General features: G+C 42.5%; 20 protein-coding genes. 19 read left to right on the forward strand and 1 reads right to left on the reverse strand.

The genetic code is table 11. The features are described 5' to 3' along the window. Positions 1-24: 24 nt before the first annotated feature. The 3 genes from dnaJ to CSV73_RS02190 are packed head-to-tail and all read left to right on the forward strand — an operon-like array spanning position 25 to position 2,849. Complete coding sequence (gene dnaJ, locus CSV73_RS02180; RefSeq protein ID WP_085133491.1) at positions 25-1,146, forward strand: molecular chaperone DnaJ; 1,122 nt, start codon at positions 25-27, stop codon at positions 1,144-1,146. Positions 1,147-1,161: 15 nt separating this feature from the next. Next, the gene (prmA, locus tag CSV73_RS02185; protein ID WP_085133492.1) at positions 1,162-2,106 is read left to right on the forward strand and encodes a 50S ribosomal protein L11 methyltransferase; all 945 of its coding nucleotides are present in this window, start codon (positions 1,162-1,164) and stop codon (positions 2,104-2,106) included. Positions 2,107-2,108: 2 nt separating this feature from the next. Beyond that, entirely contained in the window at positions 2,109-2,849 is a 741-nt protein-coding gene (locus CSV73_RS02190; RefSeq protein WP_099626496.1) for a 16S rRNA (uracil(1498)-N(3))-methyltransferase, read from the forward strand. Positions 2,850-3,009: 160 nt separating this feature from the next. Here the strand turns inward: CSV73_RS02190 and CSV73_RS02195 are convergent, their stop codons facing one another. Beyond that, the gene (locus tag CSV73_RS02195; RefSeq protein WP_143560923.1) at positions 3,010-3,492 is read right to left on the reverse strand and encodes a hypothetical protein; all 483 of its coding nucleotides are present in this window, start codon (positions 3,490-3,492) and stop codon (positions 3,010-3,012) included. 443 nt (positions 3,493-3,935) lie between these two features. On the opposite strand from CSV73_RS02195, the gene CSV73_RS02200 reads away from it, so the two are divergent. From CSV73_RS02200 to ybeY, 16 genes are all read left to right on the forward strand, one after another. Next, the gene (locus CSV73_RS02200) at positions 3,936-5,153 is read left to right on the forward strand and encodes an MFS transporter (protein WP_099626498.1); all 1,218 of its coding nucleotides are present in this window, start codon (positions 3,936-3,938) and stop codon (positions 5,151-5,153) included. 39 nt (positions 5,154-5,192) lie between these two features. Beyond that, positions 5,193-6,599, forward strand: coding sequence for a M20 family metallopeptidase (locus tag CSV73_RS02205; protein ID WP_099626499.1), 1,407 nt, complete (start codon positions 5,193-5,195; stop codon positions 6,597-6,599). Between the two features lie 138 nt (positions 6,600-6,737). Beyond that, positions 6,738-8,033, forward strand: coding sequence for a hypothetical protein (locus tag CSV73_RS02210; RefSeq protein ID WP_099626500.1), 1,296 nt, complete (start codon positions 6,738-6,740; stop codon positions 8,031-8,033). A 610-nt stretch (positions 8,034-8,643) separates the two neighbouring features. Next, on the forward strand, positions 8,644-10,002 hold the full coding sequence (mtaB, locus tag CSV73_RS02215; protein WP_099626501.1) for a tRNA (N(6)-L-threonylcarbamoyladenosine(37)-C(2))-methylthiotransferase MtaB: 1,359 nt from the start codon (positions 8,644-8,646) through the stop codon (positions 10,000-10,002). Positions 10,003-10,096: 94 nt separating this feature from the next. Further along, positions 10,097-10,768: a deoxyribose-phosphate aldolase gene (gene deoC / locus CSV73_RS02220; protein ID WP_085133712.1), complete on the forward strand. Its 672-nt coding sequence runs from the start codon at positions 10,097-10,099 to the stop codon at positions 10,766-10,768. Between the two features lie 144 nt (positions 10,769-10,912). Next, positions 10,913-11,086 carry a 30S ribosomal protein S21 gene (rpsU, locus tag CSV73_RS02225; RefSeq protein WP_029054680.1) on the forward strand — a complete coding sequence of 58 codons (174 nt, stop codon included), beginning with the start codon at positions 10,913-10,915 and terminating at the stop codon, positions 11,084-11,086. Between the two features lie 289 nt (positions 11,087-11,375). Next, entirely contained in the window at positions 11,376-11,543 is a 168-nt protein-coding gene (locus tag CSV73_RS16400) for a hypothetical protein (RefSeq protein WP_158232268.1), read from the forward strand. A 497-nt stretch (positions 11,544-12,040) separates the two neighbouring features. Then, the gene (gene tnpB / locus CSV73_RS02235) at positions 12,041-13,198 is read left to right on the forward strand and encodes an IS200/IS605 family element RNA-guided endonuclease TnpB (RefSeq protein WP_099626503.1); all 1,158 of its coding nucleotides are present in this window, start codon (positions 12,041-12,043) and stop codon (positions 13,196-13,198) included. A 213-nt stretch (positions 13,199-13,411) separates the two neighbouring features. After that, positions 13,412-14,752 carry an NfeD family protein gene (locus CSV73_RS02240; protein ID WP_099626504.1) on the forward strand — a complete coding sequence of 447 codons (1,341 nt, stop codon included), beginning with the start codon at positions 13,412-13,414 and terminating at the stop codon, positions 14,750-14,752. Continuing rightward, positions 14,752-15,744, forward strand: coding sequence for a flotillin-like protein FloA (floA, locus tag CSV73_RS02245; RefSeq protein WP_085133714.1), 993 nt, complete (start codon positions 14,752-14,754; stop codon positions 15,742-15,744). Before CSV73_RS02240 ends, floA begins: the two co-directional genes overlap by 1 nt. 33 nt (positions 15,745-15,777) lie before the next feature. Then, entirely contained in the window at positions 15,778-16,302 is a 525-nt protein-coding gene (locus tag CSV73_RS02250; protein ID WP_099626505.1) for a hypothetical protein, read from the forward strand. 47 nt (positions 16,303-16,349) lie between these two features. Further along, positions 16,350-16,607, forward strand: a complete 258-nt coding sequence (locus CSV73_RS02255) for a YabP/YqfC family sporulation protein (protein ID WP_085133497.1) — start codon at positions 16,350-16,352, stop codon at positions 16,605-16,607. Then, positions 16,597-17,688 carry a sporulation protein YqfD gene (locus CSV73_RS02260; RefSeq protein WP_099626506.1) on the forward strand — a complete coding sequence of 364 codons (1,092 nt, stop codon included), beginning with the start codon at positions 16,597-16,599 and terminating at the stop codon, positions 17,686-17,688. Before CSV73_RS02255 ends, CSV73_RS02260 begins: the two co-directional genes overlap by 11 nt. A 5-nt stretch (positions 17,689-17,693) precedes the next feature. Then, positions 17,694-18,656: a PhoH family protein gene (locus CSV73_RS02265; RefSeq protein ID WP_198166038.1), complete on the forward strand. Its 963-nt coding sequence runs from the start codon at positions 17,694-17,696 to the stop codon at positions 18,654-18,656. A gap of 78 nt (positions 18,657-18,734) precedes the next feature. After that, the gene (locus tag CSV73_RS02270) at positions 18,735-20,852 is read left to right on the forward strand and encodes an HD family phosphohydrolase (protein WP_099626508.1); all 2,118 of its coding nucleotides are present in this window, start codon (positions 18,735-18,737) and stop codon (positions 20,850-20,852) included. Positions 20,853-20,867: 15 nt separating this feature from the next. Continuing rightward, positions 20,868-21,341: an rRNA maturation RNase YbeY gene (gene ybeY / locus CSV73_RS02275; RefSeq protein ID WP_085133500.1), complete on the forward strand. Its 474-nt coding sequence runs from the start codon at positions 20,868-20,870 to the stop codon at positions 21,339-21,341. Positions 21,342-21,344: the final 3 nt, after the last annotated feature.

Consider the following 21,344-nt stretch of genomic DNA (forward strand, 5'->3'; position numbering starts at 1 on the left):
TAAAATGCGATGAGGGGTGCAATGATGAGTAAACGAGATTACTATGAGGTGCTGGGCGTATCTAAATCCGCTACGAAGGAAGAGATCCGCAAAGCATACCGTACACTTTCTAAGAAGTTCCATCCGGATTTAAATAAAGAAGCGGATGCGGAAGTGAAATTTAAAGAAGTAACAGAAGCATTTGAAGTGTTGAGCGATGAGAACAAAAGAGCCGAATATGATCAATACGGTCATAATGGACCGGGTGCAGGCTTCGGAGGATTCGGTGGCGGAGGTGCAGATGGCTTCGGCTTTGAAGATATTTTTAGTACGTTCTTCGGTGGCAGTGCAAGAAGAAGAGATCCAAATGCTCCGCAAAAAGGTAATGACTTGCAATATACTATGACAGTCGAATTTATGGATGCAATTTTCGGTAAAGAAACAGAAATCGACATCCCGCGCGAGGAAGAATGCGATACGTGTGACGGCACTGGTGCTAAAAAAGGTACAAGCGTTAAAACATGTACGGAATGTAATGGTGCGGGTGAGGTTTCATTCGCTCAAAACACACCATTTGGTCAAGTTGTCAACCGCAGAACATGCCCTACATGCCAGGGTACAGGGAAAATTATTCCTGAAAAATGTGAAGCATGCCGTGGTAAAGGTCGCGTAACGAAAAACAAAGTCATCAAAATAACGATTCCTGCTGGTGTAGATCAAGGACAACGTTTACGGGTAGGCGGTCAAGGTGAAGCAGGAATTAATGGAGGACCTCCTGGAGACTTGTACATCGTCTTTAATGTTCGTCCACATAAACGTTTCATTCGAGAAGAAGATGATATTATATTAGAGTTGAACTTGACGTTCCCACAAGCATCATTAGGAGACGAACTCGAAGTCCAGACGGTGCATGGAAAAGTGAAGTTGAAGATACCGGCGGGTACACAAAACGGCACAACTTTCCGCCTCCGTGGAAAAGGGGTTCCAAACGTACACGGTCATGGAACAGGCGACCAACATGTCATCGTCAAAGTGATTACACCGAAAAAGATGACGGAGCGCCAAAAGGAATTACTGCGTGAGTTTGCATCCATTGAGGGTGAATCACCTGATGAGTATTCTAGCTCATTCTTCGATAAAATCAAACGCACTTTTAAAGGTGAATGAAAGGATTGACTAACTGTGAAATGGTCTGAAGTTTCCGTGCACACGACACATGAAGCAACTGAGGCGGTAGCGAACATCTTGCATGAAGCGGGTGCGAGCGGAGTTGTAATTGAAGACTCCGAAGAACCTGGTAAAGAACGGGTAGACCAGTACGGTGAAATATATGCACTAGATAAAGGTGACTTCCCAATCGAAGGTGTCATTATAAAAGCCTATTTGCCTGTCACTAGCTTCATCAATGAAACAGTTGAAAATCTTGAATTGGAAATTGAAGGCCTTCGTCAATTTTCATTAAATCCTGGACGCTTTACTATAGGCATCACAGAGGTGGATGAAGAAGATTGGGCTAACTCGTGGAAACAATATTTCCATCCGGTGAAAATATCGAAACGTTTTACAATTGTACCTACATGGGAAGAGTATACACCAGTGGAATCTGATGAGTTGATCATCGAATTGGATCCGGGAATGGCATTCGGTACGGGTACACATCCTACGACAGTCCTCTGTTTACAAGCATTGGAGAAATACCTTCAACCTGATCAGATGATCGTCGATGTAGGAACAGGTTCAGGAGTACTAGCAATCGGTGCTGCCTTACTTGGAGCAAAGCACATTACTGCACTTGACTTGGATGAAGTAGCTGTACGTGCTGCACAGGAGAATGTGACGTATAACGATGCAGATGATCGCATTACCGTCTTGAAAGGTAATCTTCTCGATTCGATAGAAGAACCACCAGACATGATTATTGCGAATATACTAGCGGAAGTTATCATGTCGTTTTCCCAAGATGCATATCAACTCGTTAAACCAGGTGGACTATTCATTACATCCGGTATTATTGGTGCGAAACGGGACGAAGTGCGTAACGACCTAATGGCGCAAGGCTTTGAGATTTTGGAAACGGTTCTCATGGAAGATTGGGTAGCGATCATTGCGCGTAAGGGTAGTGAATAATCATGCAACGTTATTTTCTGGATCAACCATTTAATGAGCAGCGTCAAGTAGCAATCGGCGGGGATGATTATAAGCATATTGTCAAAGTGATGCGCATGACGCCGGGTCAGGAAATCCTGACTGTCTATGATGGCGAAGCTTCGGTAGCAATGATCGACAGTATTTCTGAAGACATCGTTACCGTTTCGCAGCAGAGACAACTGGATAAAGATAACGAGTTACCGATATCTGTAACGATTGCCTGCGGGTTGCCTAAAGGCGATAAACTTGATTTGATAACGCAAAAAAGTACCGAACTGGGTATGAGTCGATTGATTCCTTTTGCTGCAAGTCGTTCTATCGTCAAATGGGATGCTAAAAAAGGCGATAAACGTATAGAACGTTTGCAAAAAATTGCTAAGGAAGCTGCTGAACAAAGTCATCGTAACCGAGTACCGGAGATTTTATCCGTCCAAAGCGTCAAGCAACTGATCATGTATACAGATTCCTTTGATATCAAATTGTTTGCGGATGAAGAAGATGCGAAAAGTGATATGCCGCATAAGATTGCGGACCGTCTGAAAAACGTGTATCATGGACAATCGATAGTAGTTGTTTTTGGACCGGAAGGCGGATTAGCGCGGGAAGAAGCTGCTCTACTCCAAGATGCAGGTTTCCTCCCCGTGTCGTTAGGACCTAGAATCCTACGCACGGAAACAGCACCTTTATATGTATTGTCCGCTATGTCTTATGAATTTGAATAAAAGAACTGAACAACTTATGTCTTCAGTTGCTTTTCATACACCCGGCTGTGGGACTGTACACATATATATATATATGATTGCGTAGGAACTCAATAGCACCAAGGCTTCAACTGCTTGGCAAAACTCATCTGAAATGACGGTTTCAGGTGAGTTTTTCTCTTTATGCACAGCGGGTTAGAGTAGACTGGTCTGTTTTTATACCAAGCTGACGCTCGATCAATTCGGCCAATAAAGAGTAAGTGCCCTCGCGCGTAATGTTGGTCGTCCTCTTCAAATCAGCACGTGAAGTAAGTCCTTTTTGTGTTAAATGCTCAAGTACAGCGTCCTTGTATTCTCCACACTGCATCTTGGCCGGTGCAGCGCTCTTACTATCTGTGAGTGACTTGTAAGCGAAAGTGTGCGTGATGCCGTTAACAAAAGTGATGGATGGTACACACTTGTCCATGAAAATGATATTATCGACGAATGCATCGCTTGTTTTCACTTCGCCTGTTTGTTGTAGCGCATTGATATCTATCTCGATTTCCTCCAACCGCACTTGAATAGCACGTTTTCCGAAAAAATCATTCTTCTGACTGATTGCATCCTCACTGAATAGATACAAACCTTCTAAACACATACGGATAATCACTGAATAAAACATGGCTGAGTAATTCAGTGATTGTTTAGGACCAAAACGGGGTTGTTTATTACCACATCTAGGATAGGATGGAAATCGATAACCGATAAAATGGAATTAAATCGTTGGGTAGGTTCCAAGTCAAATAAAACCTGTATGTCAATCAGGCTTTCTTGTCGTGTCCTAGTCATTGAGCATTTCTCCAGTCTGTTAATGTGTGTGTCGTAACTCCCATTATACAAGATTTGGAGCGGTGCTCTATTTTATTGTTGATTTACACTTAGAGCCGTAAGGGCTCGGAGATATGAAATGGATTCATATAAAAGGAAAGAAGTGAACTTTTCAAATACAGAGAATAAAAAAGTATTGCGTCGCTTTTAAATCTCATTTATAGTAATTGATATAACGTATATTTCGTTAAATATACGTAAAATGAAACAGGAAGTTCTGAAAAAGGAGGTTTCTCTATGGTTTCTGTGAAACAGAGGAATATAATTTTGTTATTACTTTTCATTGGATGGGCGATTGGGAATTTCGATCGGTATTTTATTAACTATGCAGTACTGTCCATAACAGAGGATTTACAATTAAATCCTACCAGTACGGGATTGATTCTTAGTAGTTTTTTTGCAGGGTACGCGCTCATGCAAATTCCCGGCGGCTGGTTGGCTGATAGATTGGGGTCAAGAAGGGTCCTTATTGTCTCCGTTCTAATGTGGTCGATCTTTACGGCTTTGACTGGGGCAGTGTGGTCATTGACTTCGATGATGATCATCCGTTTCTTATTCGGAATTGGGGAAGGTGGATTCCAGCCATCAAGCTCGAAATTGATCTCACAAACGTTTCCCATCGACAAAAGAGCTTGGGCTATGTCGATCATGCTGTCATCGGGAGGAATTGTGGCGCTGATCGTACCGCTTCTTTCCGCCTATATGCTGACGACGATAGGTTGGCGTATATCGTTCTTGATCCTCGGTGGTATTGGAATTCTCATCACGATCCTCTTCTGGATCTTCATCAAACCGCCTGCTGATCTTAAAGATGAGGAGACGAAACCGGCAGGGAATTCCCAGGCAGGAATTTTCAAACAAATAATAAAAACGCCACTCATGTTGAATCTGTTTATCGCGTATTACAGCATTTACGCCATTAACTGGGGCTTGGCGACATGGCTGCCGACGTACCTCGTGAATGTCAGAGGACTTGACTTAATTTCACTTGGATGGGCGCAAACAATTCCAGGTTTCGCGATGATTTTTGCGATGTTTTTAGCTGGATATGTCATCGACAGACTTCCGCTTGGCAAGGAAAAAGTGGTTGGCGCAATTTCTTGTATTGTTGTCGGTATCCTCCTATATCTCATGTACAATGCGCCAAGTGTGACAATGTTCGTTGCATATCAGACGATTGTGATTATCTTTATTTCCTTTGTTATGCTTCTGTTGCCGGCAATTATTTTGAAAAGGCTTCCATCCTCCGTGACGGGGACAAGCATGGGTATTGCGAATACAGGAGGTCAGCTAGCCGGTTTTATTACCCCGCTTGCTATCGGGTTTATTGTGCAGACATTTAACGGTTCATATAATGCGGCTTTTTGGATGCTAATCATTTTCGCCATCATCTGTATGATTTCACTTTTAACGTTGAATTTTCGGAAGGGCGAGCTAGTTCAAGCTGATGCATAAACGCTAACAGCCATTCTTGTAGAAAAGGAGAGGAAAACGATGGAACCAATGAAAACGATTTCAGATTTAATTGAACAAAAAAGGGATAAGTTCATTGCGTTAAGCGATAAAATTTGGGAAGTACCCGAATTGTATTTCGAAGAACATCAATCATCCGCCTACTTAATTGGGGCGTTAGAAGAAGAAGGGTTTCAAGTCGAGCAGGGAGTCGCGGGTCTTAGCACCGCTTTTGTCGGGAGTTTTGGAACGGGGAAGCCGGTCGTCGCGATTTTAGGTGAATTTGACGCTTTGCCAGGTCTCAGTCAGAAAAAAGGACTTTCCCATCATGATCCGGTCGTTGAGGACGGAAATGGGCATGGCTGCGGCCATAATCTTCTTGGGACAGGCGCCTTTGCAGCTGCTGTCGCTGTTAAAGAGTATATGGAACAGAACGGTTTGCAAGGGACGGTCCGTTATTATGGTTGCCCTGCAGAAGAAAATGGATCTGGTAAAGCCTTCATGTCGCGGGCTGGTCTGTTTGACGATGTAGATGTCGCGTTATCTTGGCACCCTTGGGATGTACCAGGACTCATGAATATGAAGACACTTGCCAATTACTCTGCGCGCTTCAAGTTCAAAGGGAAGAGCGCTCACGCAGCAGCAACGCCTCATTTAGGTAGAAGTGCGCTCGATGCAGTGGAGTTAATGAATGTCGGTGTCAATTATTTACGAGAGCATATGGTGCCGGACGCAAGAATTCATTATGCGGTTACGGATACAGGTGGCACTTCGCCGAACGTGGTTCAGGCGAATGCCGAAGTCGTCTATTTGATCCGGGCATCGGAAAAGGATGAAGTGGAATCGCTTTACGAAAGGGTTCATGACATTGCACGCGGCGCTGCATTGATGACGGGGACGACGTTTGACGTTGAATTTGTAGGAACTGCGTCCAATCTGATTCCTAATTCTGTCCTTGCTGATGTAATGTATGAAAACTTAGTGAATGTCGGGGTTCCTTCCTATGATGAAACGGATATGGAATTTGCGAAGGAGATCCGGAATACGTTGTCAGCAGAAGATCTGAACAATGCCTATGCAGGACGGGACCGGGAAACAGTGAAAAAGCTGAAGGAAAAGGTTATTGCCGATCTGATTCCGCCCCATTCCTCTACGGAAGCCACTTTATCAGGCTCAACGGACGTAGGGGATGTCAGCTGGGTCGTGCCAACGATGCAATGTCTCACAACTTGTTTTGCTTTGGGCACTCCGCTCCATACATGGCAGGTCGTGTCGCAAGGAGCGACGCCGATTGCGCATAAAGGAATGCTACAGGCGGCGAAAATAATCGCATCCACCGCGCTGCAAGTTATGGAAAACCCGACAATCATTGAACAAGCGAAGAACGAGTTGGCAGACCGCTTGGACGGTAAATCTTATAATTCTTTAATTCCTAAATCAGTAAAATAAATTATTGACAAAAGTCTCAAGTGGACACACTTTCGAGACTTTTTGTTATTTTATTTCGGCTGAAATTACGAAAAATTTCCTTCATTTGAAGCTTACCGATAGAATGGGCGTATTGGCGTTGAGAAAGTAGGTAATTGTATGTACAAAGTAGCGGTTGTTGGTCCGAATCAATCGGTCGACAGAATTCTAACGTTGGCAAGAGAGATTGAGGAGGAATTAGAGTTCGTTCCGTATATTTATTCGAAAACGAACGAAGTAAAAGACTTCGTACTGAATCCGGACATACCGGTGGACTTTTGGTTGTTTTCAGGCTATATCCCGTATCAAATTGCAGTCAATGCGACGGGGACGAACGAAACATTTGTGTTTATCGATTCAAGCGAATTGAGTATTTATAAGGGAATCTTGAAGCTTTCCAATGAGATTGGTAAAATTCCAGAACGGATTAGCGTAGATATGGTTTCGTCATATCATTTTGATGAAGAATTTACCCAGTTGGAAAAAGAGCTGGGGAAGGCATTTATTAAACAATTCGATGTGGAGATTAAGGCGGAAGAATTGTTTGATTTTCATTACGGGTTGTGGAAAAAGAATGAAATTGAAGTGGCGTTAACATGCTATCCGACTGTCTATGAATCCTTGCGGGAAGCAGGTGTACCGTCATATTGGCTATCACCTTCACGCAATGAAATCTATCAGACCATCCGGATGTTCTTCGAAAAGATTAAAACATCATACTACAAAGACACACAAACTAGTGTCAAAATGATTGAAATCGTGAAGTATGATGCGATAAAGGAAAAAATGAAGGAATCCTACCAACTGGAATATTTGGAGCTGCATTTAAAGAAAACACTTATCCAACTGTGTGAAACGTTGAATGGCTTGCTAATTGAACAAGGAAATGGACGGTATATGATCTTTAGTACAAGAGGAGCAGTGGAGCGGGAAATCGGAACACTGAAGGAAAAAGTGAATTATCTCTCGCTTGAAGCGGACTCGACTGTTGCAGTCGGAATTGGTTTTGGCCAAACTGTCTTTACAGCTGAGGTAAATGCAAAACGCGCCATTCGGGAGTCGAAGGATAAAGGGAAGCAAGAAATTGTCATTATTCAAGAAGATGGCACGATGATTGATGCAGTGGGGAAAGATGAAGAACTCTTTTATTCCTACCGTACGGACGATAATGAATTCGTGAAGAAACTACAAGAAGGAAAAATCAGTGTTAAGACATTTAAACGAATTGAGTCGCTCATTCGGAAAATGGATTGGGCCCATTTCACAACGAAGGATTTGGCGACCCACTTGAACATGAGTGAGCGTAATGCCCAGCGGATTGTTTCCGATTTGTGTAAGGTGGATTTAGCTGTATGCGTCGGGGAAGAATCCCATTATTCAAGGGGAAGACCGGTGAAAGTGTACCAGTTGACATGATTAACGTCATCATGTTCTAACGGATAGCGTTAGAATGTGGTGACGTTGTTGGTTGCTCCGCGCGTTTCGAATTCAAAGGAAAAAGCGTCCATGCAGCGGCCCGAAATAAGTTGATTCATTATTTATTCGATGGCAGGCCAGTCTTTTTTAGAGTAGTAGTCTGTGCGCAACACTACCTGGACAATCTTTTTCTATTCAAGATCATAGTTTTCAACGTCTATCCTCATCATTTAAAAAACAGATACTCCATGTGATATGCTTTTGAGCTAAAATAGTACTGCACCCAAAATAGATTGTCCGTTAGTTATTGCAGTTTAAAGAAGAAAGGTCCTTTTAAAAGACAAAGCAGGAAGCGCACGTTAACATGCTCCCTGTTTTTTTGATTTGTTGAAAAAGGGCGATGCATTAGTCAATGAATCAATTTTTATGTATTAATTTGGGCTTGTTGAAAACATTCCTTTTCGTATCGACTAACAAGCAGGAATTTTTTGAAGTTTGCAGACCGTTTTTTCTTTCTAGTAAGGTTGCGTTATGCCCCTTATGCACGATTGTGATATTATAGTTTAAGTCGTGTTTTTTATTGAGTGTAATGAAAGGATGAAAAATAAATATGAGTAACAATGAGCTTACGAAAACCGTAGCTTTTCATACGCTAGGTTGTAAAGTGAATCATTATGAAACAGAAGCTATTTGGCAACTGTTCCAAGAAGCAGACTATGAAAGAGCAGAGTTTGATCAGAATTCTGATGTCTATGTTATTAATACATGTACCGTAACGAATACCGGTGATAAAAAGAGCCGACAAGTGATCCGACGTGCTATTCGTAAAAATCCAGACGCAGTAATCTGTGTAACGGGTTGTTATGCGCAAACATCACCAGCAGAAATTATGGCGATTCCAGGTGTGGATATTGTGGTAGGTACACAAGATCGTTCAAAACTACTTGGGCTGATTGACCAATTCCGTGAAGAGCGCCAACCGATTAATGCGGTGCGCAACATTATGAAAAACCGTGTCTACGAAGAACTCGACGTACCGTCATTCACTGATCGCACACGTGCTTCGTTAAAAATACAAGAAGGTTGTAATAACTTCTGTACATTCTGTATTATTCCGTGGGCTAGAGGATTAATGCGCTCACGTGATCCTGAAGAAGTGATCCATCAAGCACAGCAACTTGTCGACGCAGGCTATCTTGAAATTGTCCTAACAGGTATTCATACAGGTGGTTACGGTGAAGATCTAAAAGGCTATAACTTAGCTCGTCTGTTACGTGACTTGGAACAGCAAGTAAAAGGATTGAAACGTTTACGTATTAGTTCAATCGAAGCGAGCCAATTAACAGATGAAGTAATCGACGTATTACGCGATTCTGATATTGTTGTACGCCACTTGCATATCCCTATTCAGTCAGGTTCAGATACTGTACTAAAACGGATGCGCCGTAAATACACAATGGAGTTCTTCTCTGATCGTTTAACTCGTCTGAACGAAGCGTTGCCTGACCTTGCTATTACTTCTGATGTCATCGTAGGCTTCCCTGGTGAGACGGAAGAAGAGTTCATGGAGACGTATAATTTCATTCGTGACCATAAATTTTCTGAACTCCATGTGTTCCCTTATTCGAAAAGAACTGGCACACCTGCTGCTCGTATGGAAGATCAAATTGACGAAAGCGTGAAAAACGAACGCGTCCACCGCTTATTAACGTTGAACGATCAGTTAGCGAAAAATTATGCTGCTCGTTTTGAAGGCGAAGTACTCGAAGTTATTCCAGAAGAAATCTTTAAGGACGACACTGAACAGAATCTCTATGTAGGCTATACAGACAATTATTTGAAAGTAGTCTTGCCTGCAGATGAAACGATGATTGGACAAATTGTAAAAGTGAAAATCACGAAAGCGGGCTATCCTTACAATGAAGGTCAACCGGTTCGTGTGCTTACAGAAGAAAAAATCATGATTTAATTTGGACCACCTGTAATGGGTGGTCTTTTTCGTGCAACAAAATGTAAGCTTTGTTATACTGAAAAAAACGGTACGTAAAAAAGGAGCGCTTTCATTGACTACAAACTATGCCGCTTATATCGATCATACGCTGTTAAAGGCAGAAGCAACAAAACAGCAAGTACTGGCATTATGTGAAGAAGCCAAAAAATATTCCTTTGCTTCAGTCTGTATTAATCCGACTTGGGTGAAAACAGCTGCAGAGGCTTTACAGGGTACGGAGGTAAAAGTATGCACCGTGATCGGTTTTCCTTTAGGTGCAAGCACACCCGAAGTTAAAGCTTTTGAGGCTAAAGACGCGATTGCTAACGGTGCCACAGAAGTGGATATGGTGATCAATATTGGTGCATTACAAAGTGGATTGCTTGAACAAGTGCAAAATGACATTGTAGCCGTCGTGGAAGCAGCAAAAGATCAGGCTTTAGTAAAAGTGATCATCGAAACCTCATTGTTGGACGATATCCAAAAACGCACGGCATGTGAACTTGCGGTGCTCGCAGGAGCGGACTTTGTCAAAACATCGACTGGATTCTCTACTGGCGGTGCAACTCCGGAAGACGTGAAGCTGATGCGTGCTGTAGTAGGTCCGGCAATTGGAGTTAAAGCAAGTGGCGGTGTGCGCAGTGCAGAAGACGTAGATCGTATGATGGAGTCGGGTGCAACACGTATTGGTGCGAGTTCGGGTGTTTCCATCATGCAAGGCCTATCGTCATCGAGCGATTATTGATCACTTTAAAAGAGTAATTCATAAAACTTCTCATGATATTCTAATAGTTTTTATTGACCAAACAGAAAATATACGATATAATTTTATAGTACATAGCAAAGTGCTATGTTTCGAAGTGTGTGTTTGGAGGGAGGGACAAGAGATATGACTAAGACAGTCGTTCGCAAAAATGAATCACTTGAAGACGCTCTTCGCCGCTTCAAACGTACTGTATCCAAGAGTGGTACAATACAAGAGAGTAGAAAGCGTGAATTCTATGATAAGCCAAGTGTAAAACGTAAAAAGAAATCAGAAGCTGCTCGTAAGCGCAAGTTCTAATTTCTGCCTACATTGAATTTTGATATTACCTACTAATGTAATTTCTTATAAACCGAAAATCCATCCTTGGATTTTCGGTTTATTTTATTGTCTGGAATTTACTAAGCCATTTATAGGAGTTGTTGGCGAAGGTCTAGGGGTGGGGATTGGCACTTCGGAGGGGACGCTTCCTGAGGGTTCGCGGCGAGCCAACCAGTCACAAGCTCCCTTGGTTGTCTCGCCTGTCGAACTGATCCCCTGGGAGCCCTCCTACGCGCCACTCCCTTGCAATGTAAATGGATGATACTTTTTGTTGTGCATTGAGGTTATGTTTATAATCTATTTTGAACTTGAACTTGAACTTGAACTTGAACTTGAACTTGAACTTGAACTTGAACTTGAACTTGAACTTGAACTTGAACTTGAACTTGAACTTGAACTTGAACTTGAACTTGAACTTGAACTTGAACTTAATTAAGTTTAGGCACAAAAATAATTCACTCACTAGCTCCGATGAATATTCTAAGTATCTCCACTCAATAAGTAGGATGGAAGCGGAAGCTGGCGGTGACTCCCGATGGATCAGCCTGATCAGGTGAGACAACTAAGAGAGCGAGAGCCGTCACAAAGAACGGCTTTTGCGAGTAAAAGCGAAGCGTTAGGAGCATATCTTTGCACTTGCGAACAGTTGATTCACCGAAGGCCCATGGGAAAGCGTCCGCCATCTGGAGCTTCCATCCTTTCATAGACACTAATTCAGTCTTCTAATTCAACCCCCATCCTCTACAACTTTAAACAAGGCTTCAACTATTTGCTCATTTTTATTTAATTACCGACAGAAGACTCCCGCTTCAAGGAATGAATCGAGCACGGCTCAATGAGTAAGCGGGAGATGCATGTCGGTTGGCGCTAGCCAAAGAGTGTATCAGTCTGCTATAATGAAAACATACGTTCCCTACGATGGAGGTGCACTTCATGCTGATTCACAAAGCGTTTCGGTTCCGAATCTATCCAACGAAAGAACAGCAGGTGTTGATCGCCAAAACCATTGGTTGCAGCCGGTTTGTCTTTAATCACTTCTTGTCCAAGTGGGAACACACTTTTAAGGAAACCGGCAAAGGGCTTTCTTATGGCATCTGTTCTGCTGAATTAACGCAATTAAAAAAGCAAGAAGATACGATTTGGCTGAAAGAAGTCGATAGTATTTCTCTTCAGTCTTCCTTGAAAAATCTAGCGGACGCTTTTGAAAGATTTTTCAAAAAACAAAATGCTATACCGCGCTTTAAATCGAAAAAACATCCTGTTCAATCGTACACAACCAAACAAACGAACGGCAATATCGCCATTGTCGGCCATGCGATTAAACTCCCGAAGCTCGGTTTGGTAAAGCTCGCCAAAAGTCGGGAAGTAGATGGACGAATCATGAATGCGACCATCCGACGCACTGCCACTGGAAAATATTTTGTGTCCGTCCTGGTGGAAACCGTAATGTCCGAACTGCCCAAGACACACTCTGTCGTAGGGATAGATGTCGGATTGAAGGATTTCGCTGTCTTGTCTGACGGAACGGTATACGAAAACCTAAAGTTCTTTCGCTCGATGGAGAAAAAATTAGCGAAAGCAGAACGGATTCTTTCAAGACGGAAGGAATCGGCTCGTAAAAGAACGTGCCCATTGAGCGAGGCGAAAAATTATCAGAAACAACGGATCGTAGTCGCGCGCATCCAAGAAACGATCGCCAATAAAAGAAAAGATTACTTGCATAAACGATCAACCGAAATCATCAAAAACCACGATGTCATCGGAGTCGAGGATTTGCAAGTAGCGAAACTGCTTAAAAATCCCCAATTGGCGAAAGCGATCAGCGACGTGAGCTGGTCACAGTTTCGTTCCATGCTGGAATATAAGGCGAAATGGTATGGCAAACATGTGGTAGTGGTCGGAAAAACATTTCCTTCCAGCCAGCTTTGTTCGGGATGTGGGGCTAGAAACCAAGACGTGAAGCATCTTGCCTTGCGTGAATGGGACTGTCCGAATTGCGGATGCCATCATGACCAGGATCTGAACGCAAGTATAAACCTTAAAAACGAAGCCATAAGACTTCGAACCGCAGGGACTGCGGGGATCGCCTAATCCATAACTAGTGGTTACGCTGGTGTTCTTAGGAATCTCCCCCTTCTAAACACAGTGAAAGTGGGAGTAGTTCAACCATATATAATCCATATACTAACAAGCTATGACACAACAGAAAGAAAAACTTTTATTTAATTACGATTAAATGAAACCAAATGCTTCTTCAAACGTAAATAGTAAGTATAATAGGCAGTAGAGAGAGGTGAGAAAATAATGTCTAAAATGATTAGGTCAGTTTTTCTGCTCATTTTATTCATCGGTACAATCGCATTGCCTTTTATACACTCAGATGCAGCTGAAACAAAAGTATATCGAGTACCCCTTCATCAAGAAGTAGAAAAGGGGCTGCATGCTTTCCTACAGCGTTCATTCAAAGAAGCCAAAGCTGAAGGTGCAGAGACGATTGTGCTGGATATAGACACTCCAGGAGGGTTTGTAGACGCTGCTGATCAAATCGCAAAACTGATGGAAACAACGGATGATGTGAAAATTGTTGCTTTCATCAACGATCGTGCACTATCTGCCGGAGCTTTCCTTGCGCTCTATGCAGATGAAATCTACATGACACCAAACGGTTCGATCGGTGCTGCACAAGTCATCGATGGTTCTGGAAATGCAGCAGAAACGAAAGCCAATAGTTATTGGTTGGCGCAAATGAAAAATGCCGCAAAGCACTCAGACCGTGATCCACAATATGCACTAGCAATGGCAAATCCTGAAATTGATCTGCCGGACTTGCGTGCGCAAAAAGGGGAACTTCTGACTCTCACTGCTGACGAAGCAGAACAGGTACAGGTAGGGTACAGTGAAGGTACAGTGGAGTCATTTGATGAGTTACTTAAGAAGCTAGATTTGGAAGACGCGCAAGTTATTTCTACAACGGAAACATTTACAGAGAAAATGGCGCGATTCATCACCAATCCGGTCGTTGTACCGATTTTACTTTCTGTTGCAAGTCTCGGACTGATTGTAGAATTATATTCACCAGGCTTCGGTGTGCCGGGAAGTATGGGGTTAACAGCTCTGTTTTTATTCTTCTATGGACATACAGTAGCGGGGCTCGCGGGTTATGAAACATTGTTATTATTCCTGCTCGGCGTTGCACTCATTATTGCCGAATTCTTTGTAGCGGGGGGAATAGCGGGTATCTTCGGGATCTTGGCTATCATAGGAAGTATTTTATTGGCAGGCACAAACTTGGCATTCATGGCAATCTCGGTGCTAATTGCGATAGCCGTAGCATGTATAGGAGCAGTGGTTATTATGAAATTCTTCGGTAAAAAACTTCATCTGTTGAATAAAATCATTTTAATGGATACGATGGATACTGAAAGCGGTTATGTCTCCAATAAAAATCGTAATGAATTGTTGCAGAAAGTTGCCACAACCATTACACCACTTTATCCATCGGGTGTTGCCGAGTTGGACGGTGAACGAATCGATGTAGTATCAGAAGGTCGGTATATCGAGAGTGGTAAAAAAGTAGTTGTTGTAGCAGTAGAAGGCTTTAGAATTGTAGTTAGAGAGATGAAAGAGGAGGAACAAGGCTTATGATGGGACTAGGAACAATCGGACTGGTAGCTGCAGTCTTCATTATCATCATCGTACTGGCGGTATTCTTTACATTTGTGCCAGTCACGCTATGGATTTCCGCAATGGCGGCAGGTGTACGAGTAAGTATCTTCACGTTAGTCGGTATGCGTTTACGTCGGGTTATCCCAAGCAGAGTAGTTAACCCGTTAATTAAAGCACATAAAGCGGGTCTGACAGTATCGATCAACCAGCTTGAAAGCCATTACTTGGCAGGTGGTAACGTAGACCGCGTTGTGAATGCATTGATTGCTGCACAACGTGCGAACATTGATTTGACTTTCGAAAGAGCGCAAGCAATTGACTTGGCAGGACGTGACGTATTGGAAGCAGTTCAAATGTCCGTTAACCCGAAAGTGATCGAAACACCATTTATCGCAGGTGTTGCGATGAATGGTATCGAAGTAAAAGCGAAAGCCCGTATCACAGTCCGCGCAAACATCGACCGTCTCGTCGGTGGTGCAGGTGAAGAAACTGTCGTTGCCCGTGTTGGTGAAGGTATCGTATCGACAATTGGTTCTTCTATCAGCCACGCAAAAGTACTGGAAAATCCGGATATGATTTCTCAAACCGTTCTAAAAAAAGGTTTGGATTCAGGTACTGCGTTTGAAATTCTTTCGATTGATATTGCCGACGTGGATATCGGTAAAAACATCGGCGCGGAACTTCAGACTGAACAAGCGATGGCGGATAAAAACATTGCCCAAGCAAAAGCGGAAGAACGCCGTGCGATGGCTGTTGCGAATGAACAAGAGATGAAGGCGAAAACTCAGGAAATGCGCTCGAAAGTTGTGGGTGCAGAAGCCGAAGTACCTTTAGCTATGGCAGAAGCTTTGCGTTCAGGAAATATCGGAATCATGGATTATATGAATTATAAAAATATCCAAGCAGATACAAGCATGCGAGATTCTATCAGCAAAACAGGTTCGGATCAACAACCAAAGAAAGATCAATAATAACGAGATGAATTCCCGGGAAGGGGATGCATAATGGAACAACTGATAATTTTGGTCATTATGCTGGCTCTGGGATCTCTATTCGGTAAAAAGAAAGACCAAGAGAAACCAGATCGACAACCGAAGCGACCGCCTAGTCAGCAATGGCCAGCTCAACCAACTCAACGCCAAATGAATCAAAGAGAAACTCCGCGGACTAATGCAACTCCAGAAGAAAAGCCGCGTTCGTTGAAGGAGTTATCTAGGAACCTATTCGAAGATATTCAAAAGGAATTCCAAGATCTCCAACAAGAAACGAAGGAACCTGGACAGCCTGTAAAGTCGCAGGCGCCTCAGTCGGAAGTCTTCTATGCAGAACCTAAGAAACCGGCTAAACCCGTTTCTGCGTCACGTCCGGAGCGTCAAACGGGCAGAGGTAGACTGCACGGAGAGAACCAGTCCATCATGTTAGAAGATGAACAAATTTTGCAAGAAGACTTGATTCCAAGAACACCTCAGCAGATCATGCAAGGAATCGTCTATGCAGAAATTTTAGGTCCACCAAAATCAAAACGGTAATCATGCCGCCCCCTGTCTTTTCATAGGATGAGACAGGGGGTTTTTTCATGAAAAAATTATTCGCACTTCATCCATCCATTATTCTAGATGAATTCAACTCATTGCGGATTACTGGCAACTATCGCTTGCTCGCATTAAGCGAACAATCCGTATCCTTTCAAACGAATGACTATGTCATGACTGTTAAAGGAGAAGATGTAACGGTTCTAATGCTGACTGAACAACACGCCCATATATCGATCGATGAACTACAGGAAGTGACGGTGCGTTTTACGCCTGAAGAAGGAAACAGCCATGAGTCCTAAACGATTTGAAGTTCAGGTGAAAGATGTTCGTAACGGTTCTGTTTTTCTAAGTAGATTGCAGAGAGAGCATGTCAAGATCAGCAGCTTGTATGTCTCTGGAAGTGCTATGTTTTTTGAAACGGATTCAAAAGGAATTCATATTATCCGTCGTTACAGAAGAAAGTACCGTGTGAAAGTACAAATCAGGCGTAAAGGTCAGGATACTGTTCAGCATCGGCTATTCGCATCATTCTTGTTTTTAATCGTCTGTTTCATCCCACTAGTTGCCTCGCTGTTTCTTTGGAATATCACGGTGGAGAGTGATGTCCCAGAAATTGCGCAACGAATGGAAACCAAGATGAAGAAAGCGCGAATTACTGCGCCTACTTTATTATCCAAATTACCGGAGGAAGATGAAATTCGTCGACTGTTGATGCAAGATGAACCCTCGCTATCTTGGATCCGGTTCTCAAAGGCAGGTACTTCGTTAACGGTTTCACCGATGCTTGCACCACTGTCCACTGAAGTGAAAGAAGAAGTGAAAGAAAAGCCCTCCCATCTAGTGGCAAAAACAGGAGGAGTAATTACACGCTTTGCATTAACAAGAGGAGAAAGAGCGAGTATCATTCATCAGACCGTAAAAAAAGGTGATATGTTGGCAACAGGTATTCTAGAACAAGGAGAGAAAACGGCAGTAGTAGGGGCGGATGGAGAAGTATTTGCTGATTACTGGTTAGAATGTCATTTTGAATTACCCCGGACGATTAGTTATTCGATTCAAGGAGAAGAAAACGTGAATATCAGTTGGCAAAAGCCGTGGATAGGTAACCAGATAAAAGATATAAGTATTAGAAATCCTATTATTATTGATAAGGTGAAAGAAAATCACATTCAGGAAGTATTTCTGAAAAAAGGAATGGAAGAGACCATCATATTGCCATTGATTAAGTACGATTTATTGTCAAAGAAAACAGATGAGCGCATAATTAAGGAAGAAAACATTTTACATGTATCCTTCACTAATGATAAAGTGAGTGGGACTATACTATTTTTACTTAATGAAAACATTGCTGAAAAACGACCTATAACTCAAGGAGACTGAAAATATTGAGCGAACATTTACTTCAACTTCATATTGAAGAACCGAACGAAGCGATTATGCTTCTTGGCATTTCCGATCAGAACATGAATTTAATTGAAGAGGAATTGAAAGTTTCAATCCACACTAGAGGTGAAAATATCTCGATCAGTGGAGCGGAAGAACAAGCGGTAGCTGCGAAAACATTGCTCGAGCAGTTATTGAAAGTTATCCGTAAAGGGATTAATATCAATTTACGCGATGTGGCAACAGCGATCGAAATGGCGAAAAACGGCACGATTGAATATTTCTCTTCATTATACGAAGAAGAAATCGCACGCAACACAAAAGGAAAGGTCATTCGTGCAAAGACGATCGGCCAAAGAGAATACGTCCAGGCAATTCGTTCAAGGGATCTAGTGTTTTGTATCGGACCTGCCGGAACAGGAAAGACGTATCTCGCTGTCGTGATGGCTGTGCAGGCAATGAAAACAGGGTCAGTAAAGCGAATTGTGTTGACCCGACCTGCTGTTGAAGCTGGAGAGAGCTTAGGATTCCTTCCAGGCGATTTGAAAGAAAAAGTCGACCCATACCTTCGCCCTCTTTACGATGCGTTACACGATGTGCTGGGAGCCGAACATACAGAACGTCTTATGGAACGTGGCGTCATTGAAATTGCACCATTGGCGTACATGCGTGGCAGAACGCTTGACGATGCATTCGTTATTTTGGACGAAGCTCAAAATACAACGAAAGCTCAAATGAAAATGTTTTTAACTCGTCTCGGTTTTGGATCAAAAATGGTCATCACAGGTGATAAAACGCAAATTGATTTACCTCGCGGTGTAGATTCCGGTCTCAATGTTGCAGAACATATTTTGAAGAATGTGCAAGATATCCAATTCATGTATTTGGAACAAGGTGACGTAGTCCGACATCCGATTGTAGCGAAGATCATTGATGCATATGAGAAAGAGCAGTCAACTAATTAATTGACTGCTTTTTTTGAATGATGAATATACATAGTTACACCATCATGTGAGGAACATTTGCTGAAAGGAGGCAACTGCATGATAGCTTTAAAGGAACTACTTTCACAACTAAGAAAAGTGAAATTTACATTTCTTTTGCTTCTTGTCGTCTCTCTTTTAAGTATCTTATTATTTTTTCTGATGTATGGCAGCACGCAAAACGAAACGTACGAAATTTCAGCTTTTGAAATTTCACCGAAAACTATACGTTCACCTAAAACAATAGAAGATATCGAGAAAACCGAACTTGAACGTGTACGGGCAGAACAGGCGGTACCTAATTCCTATCGTTTTTCAGAAGATGTCATGAAAAACCGCCAAGCTATCCTCGGTTCAATCTTTACTGCAGTGAGTGATGTCAAAGTCGAAGCGAAAGAAGATCCAGACATGACCCTGGGATCTAAAATGAAATTGCTCCAAAAGAAGTTGGAAGGACTTGAAAAAGAACAGACTTTTTTACCTGTTACAAGTGACCAACTTAAACGGCTGCTCTCGGCTGAACAAGATGATCTAAATAATTTGCATGAATTATTGACACTTGTAGTGGGAAGAGAATTATCGAAGCCGTTTAAAGCTGAACAGGTGCCGATGCATCGCTATGAAGTGGAGCGTAGAATTCGAGAAACTACTACACTGCCAAGAGATTTGCTTGATGTTGCACTATCCCTAGGACGAATGGCGGTAGTGGAAACGGAAGTAATCGATGAAGAATTGACAGTCAAAAATCAGGCGGATGCGCGAGCTTCAGTTGAAGCCATCCGTATTTTGCAAGGACAAGTCATCGTACGTGAAGGACAGTTGATCGATCGTGATGTGTATCACCAACTAAAGCTTTCTGGAGTCCTTAATAATCAATCTTCACTTAAACCGACGTTCGGAACGGTGTTGTTTATTTTGTTTGTGTCAGGTTTGATTGCTATACACTTCGGCAAGTCCAAAAGAGATGAGGCATTTAAAAAGAAAGCTCTGGTTATTTTCTGTATTATTTTATTACTGGCGGTCGTATTAATGAAAATCGTCAGCTACATCGATTATGAGTTTGATGTCCTCATTGCATTTTTATTTCCAACGGCTCTCGTACCGATGTTGATCAAGTTATTGATTAATGAGCGTTCAGCAGTACTTGCGACGATTATTACTTCTGCGACAGCTGGTATCATGCTGCAGGAAGGCTTGGCTGCAATCATGCAAATGGAAGTAGCGCTGTATATTTTATTTGGTGGGATTGTGAGTATTTATTTACTAAGTGAACATGGCAGACGTTCAACGATTCTGCAGACGAGTGTTGGTGTTGCGGGATCAAATAGTATGTTCATTATATTTTATTTGTTAATGACGCAGACTAGTTATACAACGCCAGAGCTGATTTTCTATGCCGTGGCAGCTATCACATCTGGCTTGTTATCTGGAGCTTTGACAATGGGATTATTGCCGTTTTTCGAGTCGAGTTTCCACTTGCTTTCTAATATGCGTTTAGTGGAGCTTTCGAATCCTAATCATCCGCTACTAAAGAAAATTTTAGTGGAGACGCCGGGCACATATCATCACAGCATTATGGTTGCGAATATAGCCGATGCGGCGTGTGAAGCAATTGGAGCCAACGGATTGCTCGCGCGTGTCGGCAGTTATTATCATGATATTGGGAAAACTATACATCCGGGATTCTTCATTGAAAATCAACATAATGATCGTAATCTACATGATGCACTGACACCCGAGAAAAGTCGTGATATGATTATAGCCCACGCGGAAGATGGCGCGAAAATTTTGGAGAAGCATCGTATGCCAAAAGAGCTTATAGCTATTGCAAGACAGCATCATGGAACGAGTAGCGTCCGGTTCTTTTATCAGAAAGCGAAAGAAATTAATCCCGATGTGAATGAAGACGATTTTCGCTATCCCGGCCCGAAACCGCAAACGAAAGAAAATGCGGTCATTATGATTGCAGACAGTGTGGAAGCGGCGGTGCGTTCTATGAAAGAACCGACTCCTGAAAAAATTGCTACGCTCGTCAACGCGATTGTACGAGGGAAATTAGAGGATGATCAATTTGACGAATGTGATTTGTCGTTAAAAGAAATTAAATTAGTGAAACAAGCAATTAATGAAACGTTAAACGGGATATTTCATAATCGTATTGAATACCCCGATAAGTAAAGGAGCAGAGCGACTATGATAGATTTTTATTTCGAAGATGAAACAGAAATCGTGGAACCAAGTTCGGAAACATTGATCAAGGATTTGTTGACTCACGCGTCCATAATGGAGAAAATGGAAGGTCTGTATGAGTTGTCTATTACGTTTATGGACGATGAATCCATTCAAGCTGTGAATGCTGAATACAGAGGCAAAGACCGTCCAACTGACGTTATTTCATTTGCGCTAGAAGAGTTGTCTGAAGGAGAAGTGGCGATTGTTCATGAAAGCGATATGCCTGTTGTGCTAGGGGACATCTTGATTTCCATCGATACTGCAAAACGTCAGGCAATTGAGTACAATCATTCGTTCGAGCGGGAACTCGGGTTTCTTGCTTTACATGGATTCTTGCATCTACTCGGATATGATCATCTCGATGAAGAACAAGAACGTGAGATGTTCGGCAGACAGACAGAGATTTTAACTGCATTCGGTTTGGATCGGCAGTGAGTC

It is taken from the genome of Sporosarcina sp. P1 (assembly GCF_002743155.1).
Classification (GTDB): Bacteria; Bacillota; Bacilli; order Bacillales_A; family Planococcaceae; genus Sporosarcina; species Sporosarcina ureae_B.